At 71.1% G+C, this 14,390-nt stretch carries 14 protein-coding genes; 5 read left to right on the forward strand and 9 right to left on the reverse strand.

Features of this window, described 5'->3' with window-relative positions; genetic code table 11:
* Positions 1-162: 162 nt before the first annotated feature.
* Together ACZ60W_RS35435 and ACZ60W_RS35440 are read right to left on the reverse strand one after the other, a co-directional pair.
* Positions 163-519 (reverse strand): PRC-barrel domain-containing protein, encoded by a 357-nt coding sequence (locus ACZ60W_RS35435; RefSeq protein ID WP_469759528.1) that lies wholly within the window; start codon positions 517-519, stop codon positions 163-165.
* A 368-nt stretch (positions 520-887) separates the two neighbouring features.
* A complete protein-coding gene (locus tag ACZ60W_RS35440) occupies positions 888-1,049 on the reverse strand; it encodes a hydrophobic protein (RefSeq protein ID WP_469759529.1) in 162 nt (53 codons plus the stop codon).
* A gap of 240 nt (positions 1,050-1,289) precedes the next feature.
* On the opposite strand from ACZ60W_RS35440, the gene ACZ60W_RS35445 reads away from it, so the two are divergent.
* Both ACZ60W_RS35445 and ppk2 read left to right on the forward strand, forming a co-directional pair.
* Entirely contained in the window at positions 1,290-1,463 is a 174-nt protein-coding gene (locus ACZ60W_RS35445; RefSeq protein WP_469759530.1) for a CsbD family protein, read from the forward strand.
* A 198-nt stretch (positions 1,464-1,661) separates the two neighbouring features.
* Positions 1,662-2,666: a polyphosphate kinase 2 gene (ppk2, locus tag ACZ60W_RS35450; RefSeq protein ID WP_469759531.1), complete on the forward strand. Its 1,005-nt coding sequence runs from the start codon at positions 1,662-1,664 to the stop codon at positions 2,664-2,666.
* Positions 2,667-2,849: 183 nt separating this feature from the next.
* Here ppk2 and ACZ60W_RS35455 read toward each other — a convergent pair whose 3' ends face one another.
* Both ACZ60W_RS35455 and ACZ60W_RS35460 read right to left on the reverse strand, forming a co-directional pair.
* A complete protein-coding gene (locus tag ACZ60W_RS35455) occupies positions 2,850-4,178 on the reverse strand; it encodes a class I SAM-dependent RNA methyltransferase (protein WP_469759532.1) in 1,329 nt (442 codons plus the stop codon).
* A 60-nt stretch (positions 4,179-4,238) separates the two neighbouring features.
* Complete coding sequence (locus tag ACZ60W_RS35460; protein ID WP_469759533.1) at positions 4,239-6,290, reverse strand: APC family permease; 2,052 nt, start codon at positions 6,288-6,290, stop codon at positions 4,239-4,241.
* 234 nt (positions 6,291-6,524) lie between these two features.
* Between ACZ60W_RS35460 and ACZ60W_RS35465 the strand changes: the two genes are divergently transcribed.
* Complete coding sequence (locus ACZ60W_RS35465) at positions 6,525-7,193, forward strand: potassium channel family protein (protein ID WP_017237685.1); 669 nt, start codon at positions 6,525-6,527, stop codon at positions 7,191-7,193.
* Positions 7,193-7,870, forward strand: a complete 678-nt coding sequence (locus ACZ60W_RS35470; protein ID WP_352018636.1) for a potassium channel family protein — start codon at positions 7,193-7,195, stop codon at positions 7,868-7,870. The genes ACZ60W_RS35465 and ACZ60W_RS35470 overlap by 1 nt, the downstream gene beginning before the upstream one ends.
* Before the next feature lie 76 nt (positions 7,871-7,946).
* Here the strand turns inward: ACZ60W_RS35470 and ACZ60W_RS35475 are convergent, their stop codons facing one another.
* The 4 genes from ACZ60W_RS35475 to ACZ60W_RS35490 form a co-directional block, all read right to left on the reverse strand.
* Positions 7,947-8,693 (reverse strand): DUF3159 domain-containing protein, encoded by a 747-nt coding sequence (locus ACZ60W_RS35475; RefSeq protein WP_453798070.1) that lies wholly within the window; start codon positions 8,691-8,693, stop codon positions 7,947-7,949.
* 3 nt (positions 8,694-8,696) lie between these two features.
* The gene (locus ACZ60W_RS35480; protein ID WP_073906407.1) at positions 8,697-9,095 is read right to left on the reverse strand and encodes an OB-fold nucleic acid binding domain-containing protein; all 399 of its coding nucleotides are present in this window, start codon (positions 9,093-9,095) and stop codon (positions 8,697-8,699) included.
* 57 nt (positions 9,096-9,152) lie between these two features.
* Positions 9,153-9,839: a response regulator gene (locus tag ACZ60W_RS35485; RefSeq protein ID WP_366305510.1), complete on the reverse strand. Its 687-nt coding sequence runs from the start codon at positions 9,837-9,839 to the stop codon at positions 9,153-9,155.
* 178 nt (positions 9,840-10,017) lie between these two features.
* Positions 10,018-12,561: a DUF4118 domain-containing protein gene (locus ACZ60W_RS35490; protein ID WP_469759534.1), complete on the reverse strand. Its 2,544-nt coding sequence runs from the start codon at positions 12,559-12,561 to the stop codon at positions 10,018-10,020.
* Between the two features lie 160 nt (positions 12,562-12,721).
* On the opposite strand from ACZ60W_RS35490, the gene ACZ60W_RS35495 reads away from it, so the two are divergent.
* Positions 12,722-13,159, forward strand: coding sequence for a YciI family protein (locus ACZ60W_RS35495; RefSeq protein WP_469759535.1), 438 nt, complete (start codon positions 12,722-12,724; stop codon positions 13,157-13,159).
* Positions 13,160-13,295: 136 nt separating this feature from the next.
* Here the strand turns inward: ACZ60W_RS35495 and ACZ60W_RS35500 are convergent, their stop codons facing one another.
* Positions 13,296-14,024, reverse strand: a complete 729-nt coding sequence (locus ACZ60W_RS35500; protein WP_469759536.1) for an ABC transporter ATP-binding protein — start codon at positions 14,022-14,024, stop codon at positions 13,296-13,298.
* Between the last annotated feature and the right edge of the window lie 366 nt (positions 14,025-14,390).

The raw sequence follows: 14,390 nt of genomic DNA on the forward strand, positions 1-14,390 counted from the left end.
TTGGTGGTGGGGGGGGTGGTTGGGGGGGGGGGGGGGGTGGGTGGGGGGGGTGGGGGGGGGGGTCTGGGGGGGGGGGGGGGGGGGGGCGGTGTAACCCCCCCCCCCCCCCCCCCCCCCCCCCCCCCCCCCCGCCCCGTACACAGTCGGCTGGGCGCGCGCGTCTCAGAGGCCGTGCGGGCCGCCGCCGTAGTAGCCGCCGACCTGGTCGTGGTACTCGGCGTTACCCAGGTGCTTGTCCTTGTCGAACTCCGGGGCGTTCTTGATCTGCTCCTTCGTGCGGTCCACGAAGATCTTCTTGTCCTCGGCGTCGACGCTGCTGATGGTGCCGGCGGGCAGGAGGACCTCCTTGCCGAAGATCCACGGGCCGGTGTCGACCACGATGTACGCGGAGCCGACCTCGTCGGAGTGCTTGTCGACCTTGCCGATGCTGCCGTCGGTCGCCTCGACCTTGTAACCGGTCAGATCGCCACCGGCCAGACGGCCGGACGTCTCACGGTAGCCCCACACGTTCTCAGTCATTCGACAAACCCCTCCGGTAAAGGTAAAGACAGAAAATATCGGGAACGCAATCCCCGGCCGTTCTCTGCCCGCGCATTGCGTATACGGCGAAACTCGCGTTTCTTCCTGACATTCGCTTGCCCCGCATGAGCACCGCTACACGTCCGAGATTTCGATCCGGGCCGGGACGGCCGCCGATCATCGGAGGTGAGCAGGTCCCCTGCTGCGTCACGGCCACCGCCCCGGCCCGCGTACGGTTACCCCCGTCATCCGTCCTCATTCGCGAAGACCGACGAAATTCCCGTGCGGACATGACGGTGGCCTTCCACCCCTCGCGGGGTGGAAGGCCACCGTCTAACCATCCTTGGACGTGCGCCAGAAGCGGCTGTCTACCAGCGGTACCAGCGGCCGCTACTGCCCTTCGGGCGGGCAACGAAGCCGATCAACCAGATCACCAGCACCGCGATGGCGATCCACCACAGGGCCTTCAGCGCGAAACCCGCACCGAAAAGGATCAGGATGAGCAGAAGAACGAGAAGCAGGGGAACCATAGTTATCAACCTCCGCAGCAAAAGGTGCCCCCCATCCCACCGCTCATACGTGCGAACTTAGCTGTTTTTTATTTGCGCAGGCGGGAAGGCGTTCCCGCTTGATCACGGACGGCCTGCCCCCGGCGCAGCAGCGGCACGAGGGCCGCCACGGGACGGACGGAGAAAGTCTCCGCGTTTAACGGCGGGAATCCGGAACAGGCGGTGGTCACGGCCAAAACGGAACAACACGAGGAGGTCCCGATGTCGGGCATGGAGAAGACCAAGGCACAGGCCGAGCAGGCCAAGGGCAAGGCCAAGGAGAGCGTCGGCCGCGCCGTCGGCAACGAGCGGATGACCGCCGAGGGCCACGCCGACCAGGCCAAGGGCAACGCCCGCGAGGCCAAGGAAGACATCAAGGACACCCTCAAGCACTGAAGGCACTCCTGCTGCGCAATCAGGCCCCGACCACTCGCCCGGTCGGGGCCTGATTGCGTGCCGGGAAGGCAGTGGTCGTCGGAAGAGGCCGTCCACCCGGCACGAAGGCTCCCCGCGCGCGTGGGGCGGTCCGTGGGCCGCACGGACAAGGCCGGTCCCACGCCGCGGCACCGCAGTCGGCGGGGAGGGCGCCGTTACATGCGGCAGGTGGTGGGTAGGCGCGGATGCGTGAGCGAGTCGGAATCATCGCAGAAGGCACCCGACGATCTGCTGGCCGGGCTGAGCGTGGACGCCCGTCGGCCCGAACAGCCCGTACTGCTGGACTCCGGCGGTGATCCCATCAAGACGTGGCAGGAGAACTACCCCTACGACCGCAAGATGCGCCGTGCGGAGTACGAGCGGACCAAGCGGATCCTGCAGATAGAACTGCTCAAGCTCCAGCACTGGGCCAAGCGGACCGGCGCACGGATCGTGGTGGTGTGCGAGGGACGGGACGCCGCGGGCAAGGGCGGCACGATCCAGCGGTTCACCGAGCGCCTCAATCCACGCGGCGCGCACATCGTGGCGCTGGACAAGCCGACCGAACGAGAAGCGGGACAGTGGTACTTCCAGCGGTACATCGCCCACCTGCCGGCCGCGGGTGAGATCGTCTTCTTCGACCGGTCCTGGTACAACCGCGCCGGCGTCGAGAAGGTGATGGGCTTCTGCTCCCCCGAGGAGTACGACCTGTTCCTGCGCCAGTGCCCCTCCTTCGAGACCATGCTCATCGAGGACGGGATCCTTCTGGTCAAGTTCTGGTTCTCGGTCTCCCGCGCCGAGCAGCGGACCCGCTTCGCCATCCGCCAGGTCGACCCGGTGCGGCAGTGGAAGCTCTCCCCCACCGACCTGGCTTCCCTGGACCTGTGGGACGCCTACACCGAAGCGAAGGTCGCGATGTTCCGGGCCACCGACACGAGCCACGCACCGTGGACGGTGGTCAAGACCAACGACAAGAAGCGCGGCCGACTCGAAGCCATGCGCAGCCTGCTGTGGCGCATCGATTACGACCGCAAGGACGAAAAGGCCGTGGGCCACCCCGACCCCCTCGTCATCGGCGCCGCCGACACCCTCCTGGAATCCGGGGAGGAATCCACCGACCTCTCCCCCACCCCCCTGGCCGGCCAACCCCTCGGCCCCGGCCTCCACCCTCGCCCCCACCCCTAGGGCGTCACGCGCCTGAGAGCAGACAGCGGAGAGCTCCACTCGTCAGTCGCCGATCACACATGACGGGGCATCAGACATCGCGCCGTCCGCGCGTCAAACGAGCGTCACGTGCGTCGAATATGCGTCAAGATATCGCACCTAACGCACGTAACGCCCATCACGCGCACTCGGAGAAACGCCAGGTCAGCGGCCCTTCTCAGCCGGCTCGAGGATCGCGACGCACTCCACGTGGTGCGTCATAGGGAAGAGGTCGAAGGCGCGGAGGGTGCGGACCTTGTAGCCGCGGGCGGAGAAGTAGGAGAGGTCGCGGGCGAGGGCGGCGGGGTCGCAGGCGACGTAGGCGATGCGGCGGGCGCCGAGGTTGGCGAGGTGGTGGACGGTCTGCTGGCCGGCGCCGGCGCGCGGGGGGTCGAGGACGATGAGGTCGACCTCGGTGATGCCGGTGCGGGGGAGGACGGATTCGACCTTGCCCTGTTCGACGCGGACGCGGGGGAAGCCGGCGAGGTTGTGGCGGGCGTCCTCGACGGCGCGCTTGCCGGACTCGATGCCGAGGACGGCGCCCTGCTCGCCGACGCGGTCGGCGAGGGCGCCGGCGAAGAGGCCGACGCCGCAGTAGAGGTCGAGGGCGGTGTCGCCCTTGCGCGGGAGGAGACCCTGCATGACGGCCTTCATGAGGGTGTCGGCGGCCTTCGGGTGGACCTGCCAGAAGCCGCCGTTGCCGACGCGGTGGGTGCGCTCGTCGGCGCGCTCGCGGACGAAGGCGCGGCCGTGGACGCGGTGGACGCCGCCGTCCTTCTCGTCGACGCGCAGGACGGAGACGGGCTTGTCGAGCTCGACGAGCGGGAGGCGGGCGCCGGGGCGGGGGGTGAGGATGACCTGGCGGTCGTGGGAGCCGGAGGCGGCGATCGCCTCGACGGAGGCCATGCCCTCCCAGGTGCGCTTCTCGATGCCGAGTTCGGAGACGCCCTCGGCGGCGATCATGCAGTGGTCGACGACCTGGACCTCGTGCGAGCGGTGCTTGCGCAGGCCCGCGTGGCCGTCGGCGTCGATCGCGTACTGGACGCGGGTGCGCCACTGCGGGACCTCGCCGGCGGGGAGCTTGTCGCCCTCGGCGGGCATGACGGTGCCGTCCCAGCCGGCCTGCTCGGGGGTGAGGCCGGCGAGGCGGAGGAGCTGCTCGGCGATGACCTCGCCCTTGAGGCGGCGCTGGGCGCCGGGCTTGGCGTGCTGCCAGTCGCAGCCGCCGCACTTGCCGGGGCCGGCGAAGGGGCAGGGGGCCTCGACGCGGTCCTTGGAGGGGTCGAGGACGGTGACCGCGTCGGCGCGCAGGAAGCGGGAGGTCTCCTCGCCCTCGGTGACGCGGGCGACGACCTTCTCGCCGGGCAGTGCGTGGCGGACGAAGAGGACGCGGCCCTCCTCGGTGCGGGCGATGCAGTGGCCGCCGTGGGCCACCGGACCGACCTCCACCTCGTACTCCTCCCCGACCAACGACGTAACAGGGGTGTTCTGCATGGCGGGGAGTCTCCAAGGGGAAGTAACAGTGGGCTGCCGTGTGCACGGCAGCCCACCAGTCTAGTTGTTCTTCGAGGCCGGTTCCTTCTGGCGCTTCTCGACGGGTCCGCGGCGGACCGATCCGGGCGCGTTCCACTCCTGGCGCCTGCGGGCCCGCTTCTTGGCGGCCTCGGAGGACTGGAGCTGGTAGGGGACCGAGGTCACCATGACGCCCGGGGTGAAGAGCAGCCGGCCCTTGAGCCGCAGGGCGCTCTGGTTGTGGAGCAGGTGCTCGTACCAGTGGCCGACGACGTACTCGGGGATGTAGACGGAGACGGCGTCGCGCGGGCTCTCGCGGCGGATGCTCTTGACGTACTCGATCACCGGCCGGGTGATCTCGCGGTACGGGGAGTCGAGGATCTTCAGCGGCACGTTGATGCTGCGCCGCTCCCACTCCTCCTTGAGCGCCTTCGTCTCGGCGGGGTCGACGTTGACGGTCAGCGCCTCCAGCTCGCCGGCGTGCATGAGCTTGGCGTAGGCCAGGGCGCGCAGGGTGGGCTTGTGGAGCTTGGAGACGAGGACGATGGAGCGGACCCGGGAGGGGCGCACGTACTCGTCGGGGCGTTCCTCGGCGGCGGCGATCTCGGCGGCGACGGAGTCGTAGTGCCGGCGGATCGCGGTCATCGTGCCGTAGAAGATCACCATGCCGAGCAGGGCGACCCAGGCGCCGTGGGTGAACTTGGTGGCGAGGACGACGACGAGGACGAGGCCGGTGAAGAAGGCGCCGAAGGCGTTGATCGCGCGGGAGCGGATCATGTGGCGGCGCTTGGCGGGGGCGCGCTCGGTCTTCAGGTGCCGGTTCCAGTGCCGGACCATGCCGATCTGGCTGAGCGTGAAGGAGACGAAGACGCCGACGATGTACAGCTGGATCAGCCGGGTCGAGTCGGCTCCGTAGACCCACACGAGGAGGGCGGCGGCGCCGGCGAGGAGCACGATGCCGTTGGAGAAGGCGAGGCGGTCGCCGCGGGTGTGCAGCTGGCGCGGCAGGTAGCGGTCCTGGGCGAGGATCGAGCCGAGGAGCGGGAAGCCGTTGTACGCGGTGTTGGCGGCCAGGAAGAGGACGAGCGCGGTGGCGGCGGCGAGGACGACGAAGAAGAACGTTCCGTCGCCGAAGACGGCGGCCGCGACCTGGGAGATGACCGGGTCCTGGACGTAGCCCGGGCCGACCGGGACGCCGTTGTGCAGGAGGTCCTCGGCGGGCTTCTCGGCCATGCGCACGTCGGTGGCCATGGCGAGGAAGATGATGCCGCAGAACATGGTGACGGCCAGGCCGCCCATGAGCGCGAGGGTGGTGGCGGCGTTCTTCGACTTCGGCTTGCGGAAGGCCGGGACGCCGTTGGAGATGGCCTCGACGCCGGTGAGGGCGGCACAGCCGGAGGAGAACGCGCGCAGCAGGAGGAAGACGAGCGCGAAGCCGGCGAGGCCCTGGTGCTCGGGCTTGATCTCGTAGTCGGCGGTGGGCGCCCGCATGGTGTCGTCGAGGACGATGCCCCGGTACGCGCCCCAGAGGATCATGATGAAGACGCCGGCGACGAAGACGTACGTCGGGATCGCGAAGAGGGAGCCCGACTCCTTCACCCCGCGCAGGTTCATCACGGTGAGCAGGACGATCACGCCGACCGCGCAGGCCACCTTGTGCTCGACGACGAAGGGGATCGCGGAGCCGAGGTTCTCGATGCCCGAGGAGATCGACACGGCGACGGTCAGGACGTAGTCGACGAGCAGGGCGCTCGCGACGGTGAGTCCGGCCTTCGGCCCGAGGTTGGTGGTGGCGACCTCGTAGTCGCCGCCGCCGCTCGGGTAGGCGTGCACGTTCTGCCGGTAGGACGCGACGACCGTGAACATCAGGACGACGACCGCGAGCGCGATCCACGGGCTGAAGTGGTAGGCCGACAGTCCGGCGACGGAGAGGACGAGCAGCACCTCGCCGGGCGCGTACGCCACCGAGGACAGTGGGTCGGAGGCGAAGACGGGGAGGGCGATCCGCTTCGAGAGAAGGGTCTCTCCCAGCTTGTCGCTGCGCAGGGCCCGCCCGATCAGGATCCGTTTGGGCACGTCGGTCAGTTTGGACACGGAGAGGATCGTAAGCGTTCGAAAAGAGCCACGCGCACCGGCACCCCCGATCGGCACCGAATCTCCCTCAGTACCACCTCGAATGCGGTCCCGGCCAGCGTTGCCGCATAAGCTCGGACCGGGCAACCCGGCAGGGGTTCGCCGGCCGCGGCCCGGGCGCATCGGGCGAGGAAAGTTGTGAGCAGGGTGTTTTCGCAGGTCAGCAAGGCGATCAGGAGTGCGGGGTAAGGGGACGTGCACATCGTCATCATGGGCTGCGGGCGAGTGGGAGCCGCTCTCGCGCAGACCCTCGAACAGCAGGGGCACACCGTCGCGGTCGTGGACCAGGACCCGACGGCCTTCCGTCGGCTGGGGTCGGGTTTCGGCGGTCGGCGGGTCACGGGCGTGGGCTTCGACCAGGACACGCTGCGTGAGGCGGGGATCGAGGAGGCCGGTGCCTTCGCCGCGGTGAGCAGCGGCGACAACTCGAACATCATCGCGGCGCGGGTCGCGCGCGAGATGTTCGGCATCGAGAACGTGGCGGCGCGGATCTACGACCCGCGCCGTGCCGAGGTCTACCAGCGCCTGGGGATCCCGACGGTCGCGACGGTCCGCTGGACCGCCGACCAGATGCTGCGCCGGCTGCTGCCCTCCGGCGCGGAGCCGCTGTGGCGCGACCCGAGCGGTGGCGTGCAGCTCGCGGAGGTGCACACCTCCCCCGCGTGGATCGGGCACAAGGTGAGCCGGCTCCAGGAGGAGACCGGGGTCCGTGTCGCCTTCCTCACGCGGCTGGGCGAGGCGATCCTGCCCACCTCGCAGACGGTGCTCCAGGAAGGTGATCTGGTGCACGTGATGATGCGTACGGACGAGATCGCGAAGGTCGAGGAGGCCTTCGCCGAGGGTCCCGAGGAGGGCGGTCACTGATGCGTGTCGCTATTGCGGGCGCGGGCGCGGTGGGCCGTTCCATCGCGGGCGAGCTGCTGGAGAACGGGCACGAGGTCCTGCTCGTCGACAAGGCGCCGACCGCCATCTCGGTGGAGCGGGTGCCGCAGGCGGAGTGGCTGCTGGCCGACGCCTGCGAGATCACCTCGCTCGACGAGGCGGCACTCCAGCGCTGCAACGTGGTGATCGCGGCGACCGGTGACGACAAGGTGAACCTGGTCGTCTCGCTCCTCGCCAAGACCGAGTACGGCGTGCCGCGGGTGGTCGCCCGCGTCAACAACCCGAAGAACGAGTGGCTGTTCAACGAGGCGTGGGGCGTGGACGTCGCCGTCTCGACGCCGCGTCTGATGTCGGCGCTGGTCGAGGAGGCGGTGAGCGTCGGCGACCTCGTCCGGCTGCTCCGCTTCAGCCACGGCGACGCGAACCTGGTCGAGCTGACGCTGCCGCCGGAGTCGGCGGTCGCCGGCACGTCCGTCGGTGACGTGGCCTGGCCGCAGGACACCTCGCTGGTGACGATCATCCGCGGTTCGCGGGTGCTGACGCCGAGCCCCGAGGAGACGCTGGAGGCCGGTGACGAGCTGCTGTTCGTGGCCGCGCAGGCCCGCGAGGAGCAGCTGGAGGATCTTCTCCAGGTCCGCCGGGAGACTCCCGAGTCCTGATCCGGTCACGCCGGCGCGGTACACGGGTGAGGGCCCGGAACCCCGAGGGGTTCCGGGCCCTTCCGCATGCCGGGGCTCAGGACTCCGGGTGGGTCTGCGCGGCGGCCGCCTTGCGCTCCTTCTCGGCGCGCTCCTCGGCCTCCATCTCGGCGAAGACGTCGATCGGCGCCGGGGCCTTCGCGAGGAAGACCCACGTGAGGTAGACCGCGAGCAGGAACGGCGGGATCTTCAGGGCGACGAGGACCCAGCCGAACTTGGTGGTGTCGGCCCACCAGTACATCGGGAAGAGGATCGCGCACTTGCCGAGCAGGATGAGGCCCCAGGCCCAGCTGGCCTTCGTGTACGCCTTCTTGCGGCCCGGGTTGCGGGTGCGCCAGGAGAGGTTCTCCTTGAAGACCGGGCCGAGGATCAGGCCGATCAGGGGCACGCCGGCGAGGGCGGTGACGATGTACGCCAGGGCGAGGCCCAGGGTGTACAGCATGCCGGGCAGGTAGAAGTCCTTGGCGTTGCCCGTCATCATCGCGAAGACGACGCCGAAGGCGACTCCGAAGACGCCGCTGAAGGCGTGCTTGACGGTGTCGCGGCGGATGAGCCGGACGGCGACCAGGACCAGGGAGACCGCGAGCGCGGCGATCGCCGAGACGTGCAGGTCCTTGTTGATCGTGAAGATCGTGACGAACAGCAGGCCGGGCACGACCGTCTCGATCATGCCGCGCAGGCCGCCGAAGGCTTCGAAGAGCGCGGCCTCGGTCACCGCCTTGTCGGCCTGGGCGTCCTGGTCCGGGGTCGAGCGGTCCGCGGTCGGCTTGTCGAGGGACGTCACCGGCTACTCCTGTCCGAGCGGTCGGAGCTCGTATTTGGGGTTGAAGAGGACCCGCCGGCCGTGGCTCATGGAGATGCGGCCGGAGGCGATCAGCTTGCGGCCCGGTTCGATGCCCACGATGGAGCGCCGGCCGAGCCAGACGACGTCGAGCGGTGCCGTGCCGTCGAACAGTTCGGCCTCCAGCGCGGGCACACCGGCCCGGGGACGCAGCGTGACCGTGCGCAAGGTACCAGTCACCTTGACTATCTGGCGGTCGGAGCAGTCGCAGATCCGTGTGCACCCCGACGCTTCGGCGTCCTCCTGGAGCTCCTCCGACTCCAGGTCCTCCGGGGAGGAGGAGAGCCGGTCGAGCATCCGGCGGAACCGACCGGCCGGCTTCTCTGTACGCGGTGCAGCACTCATACAGAAAGCGTACCGGCCGCCGCTCCCACCGGGACCGGCCCCTGACGGCCGCTCCGTTCAGCGTTCGAAGCGGTACCCCATGCCCGGTTCGGTGACGAAGTGGCGCGGGTGCGAGGGGTCGGTCTCCAGCTTGCGGCGCAGCTGGGCCATGTACACGCGGAGGTAGTTCGTCTCGGTGCCGTACGACGGTCCCCAGACCTCCTGGAGGAGCTGCTTCTGGCTGACCAGACGGCCGCTGTTGCGGACGAGGACCTCCAGGAGGTGCCACTCGGTGGGGGTGAGCCGGACGTCCCGCCCCTCGCGGTGGACCTTCTTCGCGGCCAGGTCGACGGTGAAGCCCTCGGCCTCGACCACGACGACGCCGTCCTCGGCGCCACCGACCGGCTCGGCGCGGCGCACGGCGGCGCGCAGCCGGGCGAGCAGCTCGTCCATGCCGAAGGGCTTGGTGACGTAGTCGTCGGCGCCGGCGTCGAGCGCCTCGACCTTCTCGTCGGAGGTCTGGCGGGCCGAGAGGACGAGGATCGGCACCCTCGTCCAGCCGCGCAGGCCCCGGATGACCTCGACGCCGTCCATGTCGGGCAGGCCGAGGTCGAGGACGACGACGTCGGGGTGGCGTTCGGCGGCGAGCCGGAGGGCGGTGGCGCCGTCGGGTGCGGCGTCGACCTCGTACTTCCGCGCCTTGAGGTTGATCACCAGGGCGCGGACGATCTGCGGCTCGTCGTCGACCACGAGGACCCGGGTCATGGAGGGGGCCTACCTTCTGCTGGAGGTTCTGCTGGACGCTGCTGGGGACTGCCGGAGAGTGCTGCGAGCCGTCGTACGGGACGGGGTACGGATGCGGGGACCGGCGGCCGGGGAGCGGGCCCGGTGGGCCCGGGTCCCTGCCGGTGTCGGCGGCGGGGACCGGCGGCCGGTCCCCGGGTCAGGTCACCGCGTGGGCCGGGAGGTCGGCGGGCGGTGCGGAGCCGCCGGGAGCGGCCCGGAGGGTGAGGACCATGGTCAGCCCGCCGCCGGGGGTGTCCTCGGCGCCGAGGGTCCCGCCCATGGACTCGACGAAGCCGCGGGCCACCGCGAGCCCGAGGCCGACGCCCGAACCGCGCGGGGCGTCGCCGAAGCGCTGGAAGGGCTCGAAGATGCCGTCCTTGGCCTCGTCGGGGACGCCGGGGCCGCGGTCGACGACCCGCAGTTCGACCCGGTCGCCCAGGGTGCTGGCGGCGACGGCGACCGGCACCCCCTCGGGGCTGTACTTGACGGCGTTCTCGACGATGTTGGCGACGGCCCGCTCCAGGAGGCCCTTGTCGACGTCGACCATGGGCAGGGACTCGGGGATGTCCAGCTCGGCGCTGCCGTCCGGCACGCCTCCGAGGGCCATCGGGACCACCTCGTCGAGGTCGACGGTCCGGATCAGCGGGGTGACGGTGCCGGTCTGGAGCCGGGACATGTCGAGGAGGTTGCCGACGAGGTGGTCGAGGCGGTCGGCGCCGGCCTCGATGCCCTCCAGGAGTTCGGCCCGGTCCTCCTCCGACCACTCGACGTCGTCGGAGCGGAGCGAGGAGACGGACGCCTTGATGCTCGCGAGGGGCGTCCGCAGGTCGTGGCTGACGGCGGCGAGCAGGGACGTGCGGATCTTGTTGCCCTCCGCCTGCTTCCTCGCCTCCTCGGCCTCGCCCACCAGGCGCTGCCGGTCGAGGACGACCGCGGCCTGGGCGGCGAAGGCGCCGAGCACCCGGCGGTCCTCCGCCGGCAGCACGCGGCCCGACAGGGCGAGGGCCAGGTGGTCGCCGACCGGCATGTCGACGTCGGCGTCCTCGGGCCGGACCGCCGGGTGGGGGCCCACGCTCGCCGCCCTGGTCCACGGCTCGATGTCGTCGGCGCGCTCCAGGAGGGCCACCGACTCCATGGAGAAGGTCTCGCGGACCCGTTCGAGGAGGGCGTCGAGGCTGGTCTCGCCGCGCAGCACGCTGCCGGCGAGGTAGGAGAGCACCTCGGACTCGGCGCGCAGCCGGGCGGCCTGGTGGGTGCGGCGGGCGGCCAGGTCGACGACCGAGGCGACCGCCATCGCGACGCCGAGGAAGACGGCGATGGCGACGATGTTCTTGGGGTCGGCGACGGTCAGCCGGTGGATGGGCGGGGTGAAGAACCAGTTGAGGAGGAGGGAGCCGGCGACGGCCGAGGCGAGCGCCGGCACGAATCCGCCGAGGAGGGCTGCGGAGACCGTCAGGGCGAGGAAGAGCAGCATGTCGTTGGCGAGCCCGAGGTCGGCGTCGACATGGGTGAGGAGCAGCGCGAGGGCGGCGGGTCCCGCGACGCCGACGATCCAGCCGCCGAGGATGCGGGAGCGGCCGAGGCGGGCACCGCGCGCGACCGGCAGCCCCCGCCCCTTGGCGACCTCGCCGTGGGTGACGATGTGGACGTCGAGGTCGGGCCCGGAGTCCCGGGCCACGGTCTGGCCGACGCCGGGGCCGAGCATGTACTGCCAGGTGCGGCGGCGGCTGGAGCCGAGGACGATCTGCGTGGCGTTGACCCCGCGGGCGAATTCCAGCAGGGCGGAGGGGATGTCGTCGCCGATGACGTGGTGGAACGTTCCGCCGAGGTCCTCGACCAGGGTGCGCTGGACGGCCAGCTCCTTGGGCGAGGCCGCGGTGAGTCCGTCGCTGCGGGCTATGTAGACGGCGAGGACCTCTCCGCCGGCGCCCTTCTCCGCCAGGCGGGTGGCGCGCCGTATCAGGGTGCGGCCCTCGGGTCCGCCGGTCAGGCCGACGACGATCCTCTCCCGGGCCTGCCAGGTGGAGCGGATGTTGTGCTCGCCCCGGTACTGCTGGAGGTACTCGTCGACGCGGTCGGCCGTCCACAGCAGGGCCAGCTCGCGCAGGGCGGTGAGGTTGCCGGGGCGGAAGTAGTTGGAGAGGGCCGCGTCGACCTTGTCCGAGGTGTAGACGTTGCCGTGGGCCATCCGGCGCCGCAGGGCCTCCGGGCTCATGTCGACCAGTTCGATCTGGTCGGCCCTGCGCACGACCTCGTCGGGGACGGTCTCCCGCTGGCGCACCCCGGTGATCGACTCGACGACGTCCCCGAGGGACTCCAGGTGCTGGATGTTGACGGTCGACACCACGTCGATGCCGGCGGCGAGGAGCTCGGCGACGTCCTGCCACCGTTTGGGGTTCCGGGAGCCCGGCACGTTCGTGTGGGCGAGCTCGTCGACGAGGGCGACGGCGGGGCGGCGGGCCAGGACCGCGTCGACGTCCATCTCGGTGAAGGCGGTCCCCCGGTAGTCCAGGGTGCGGCGCGGCACCTGCTCCAGGCCGTGCAGCATGACCTCCGTGCGCGGCCGTCCGTGGTGCTCCACGAAGGCCACGACGCAGTCCGTGCCGCGCTCGACCCGGCGGTGCCCCTCGGAGAGCATCGCGTAGGTCTTGCCGACGCCCGGCGCAGCGCCGAGGTAGATCCGAAGCTTGCCGCGTCCCATGGCTCGACCATACGTCCAGCCAATCGGACATTCCGTACGCGGGGAGAGGCCCCGGTGCGGTATTGACGTGATTCTGATGTCGAACCGCCGGACCGCGATGTCGAGAACCCCGGACCGGCTCCGACCTCACCGTGACAACAGCCCCGGCACCGTCCGGGACGTGACGCACACCGAGGAGCCCCCCGTGAAGTACATGCTGCTGATGCAGTTCGACGCGCAGAGCCTCGACGTCCCCTCGATCGGGGAGTGGGAGCCGGAGGAGATCCGCGCGCACATCGCGTTCATGCGGAGCACGAACGAGAAGCTGGCGGCGGCGGGCGAGCTCGTCGACGCGCAGGGCCTCGCGATGCCGGAGACGGCGCGGATCGTGCGGGCGGCGGCGGACGGCTCCGCGCTGGTGACCGACGGGCCCTTCGCCGAGACCAAGGAGTTCCTGGCCGGCTGGTGGATCGTCGAGGTGCCCTCCGCGGAGCGCGCCGTGGCGATCGCGGCCGAGGTGTCGGCGGCGCCCGGCCCCGGGGGAACCCCGGTCAACATGCCCATCGAGGTGCGCGAGGTCATGTCCGCGCCCCCGGAGACGTCGGACGCACGGGGCTGAGCCGCGGCGCGGGCGGGGCGGGCTCCGGACCGCCTCTCCCCCGCGCGCATCTCCCCCGCACGCATCTCACCCCTCACCCCTCACCCCTCGCTCCTCAGGGATCAGGGCCCGGTGCTCGGTACTCGGTGCCCAGGAATCAGTGCTCGATGATCTCGCCGTCGCTCAGCTCCAGGACCCGGTCGGCCAGGCTGAGGAGCTGGGGGTCGTGGGTGGCGACCAGGGCCGTGCAGCCCTCGCTGCGGACGACCGCGCGGAGCAGCTGCATGACGGCGAGGCCGGTCTCGGCGTCCAGCTGGCCCGTCGGCTCGTCGGCTATGAGCAGGGCGGGCTTGTTGGCGAGGGCGCGGGCGATGGCGACGCGCTGCTGCTGGCCGCCGGAGAGTTCGCCGGGCCGCTGCTCGGCGTGGTCGGCGAGCCCCACGAGCCCGAGCAGCAGGGCCACCCGCTCCTCGCGCTCCTTCGGGTCGGCCTTGCGCAGCCGCATGGGGACGCCCACGTTCTCGGCGGCGGAGAGGATCGGGAGGAGTCCGAAGGACTGGAAGATGAAGCCGATCCGGTCGCGGCGGAGCTCCAGGAGGCCGCCCTCGCCAAGGGTGGAGAGGTCGGTGCCGTCGATGACGATCCGGCCCCCGTCGGCGCTGTCGAGGCCGCCCACGAGGTTGAGCAGGGTCGTCTTGCCGGAACCGGAGCGGCCCTTGAGCGCGACGAGCTCGCCGCGCGGGATGTCGAAGGAGACGCCGCGCAGGGCGTGGACGGCGGCCTCACCCGTCCCGTACGAACGGCGCAGGTCCTCGACGCGGACCATCGGCAGGCCGGCCGGGTCCTCGGCCAGGGCCGTCGCGGACCCCGTGCTGCTCTCACTCACCCTGTGTTCCCCCTCCTCGAACATGTGCGTTCGCCAGTATGGTCCTGAGCCGCCCTCCGCGGCCAGAGCCCGAGGCCCGGACCTGTGGAAAACCCCGCGGGCGGAGGTCGGCACGGGCCTCGGGAGACGGATCAGGGGCGCGGGCCTCGGGGCACGGGGCGCGGGACAGGCGCGCGGGGCCGACGCGCAGGTCCGGGGCACGAGACCGGCGCACGAGACCGGCGCGCGAGACGGGGACACGGGCCGGAGGGCCGCCGCCGGAGCGGCCGGGGAACGAGCGGTGGGGGGGGGGGGGGACGGGGGGGGGGGGGGGGGGGGGAGGGAGAGAGGGTGGGGGGGGGGCGCGGCCCAAAGGGGGGGAAGGGG

The organism is Streptomyces sp. NPDC104202 (assembly GCF_055584185.1).

Bases quoted from the DNA above. Each gene is read 5' to 3' on its own strand.
- ACZ60W_RS35435 (WP_469759528.1), bottom strand. From the start codon at position 519: ATGACTGAGAACGTGTGGGGCTACCGTGAGACGTCCGGCCGTCTGGCC.
- ACZ60W_RS35440 (WP_469759529.1), bottom strand. From the start codon at position 1,049: ATGGTTCCCCTGCTTCTCGTTCTTCTGCTCATCCTGATCCTTTTCGGT.
- ACZ60W_RS35445 (WP_469759530.1), top strand. From the start codon at position 1,290: ATGTCGGGCATGGAGAAGACCAAGGCACAGGCCGAGCAGGCCAAGGGC.
- ppk2 (WP_469759531.1), top strand. From the start codon at position 1,662: ATGCGGCAGGTGGTGGGTAGGCGCGGATGCGTGAGCGAGTCGGAATCA.
- ACZ60W_RS35455 (WP_469759532.1), bottom strand. From the start codon at position 4,178: ATGCAGAACACCCCTGTTACGTCGTTGGTCGGGGAGGAGTACGAGGTG.
- ACZ60W_RS35470 (WP_352018636.1), top strand. From the start codon at position 7,193: ATGCGTGTCGCTATTGCGGGCGCGGGCGCGGTGGGCCGTTCCATCGCG.
- ACZ60W_RS35480 (WP_073906407.1), bottom strand. From the start codon at position 9,095: ATGAGTGCTGCACCGCGTACAGAGAAGCCGGCCGGTCGGTTCCGCCGG.
- ACZ60W_RS35485 (WP_366305510.1), bottom strand. From the start codon at position 9,839: ATGACCCGGGTCCTCGTGGTCGACGACGAGCCGCAGATCGTCCGCGCC.
- ACZ60W_RS35490 (WP_469759534.1), bottom strand. From the start codon at position 12,561: ATGGGACGCGGCAAGCTTCGGATCTACCTCGGCGCTGCGCCGGGCGTC.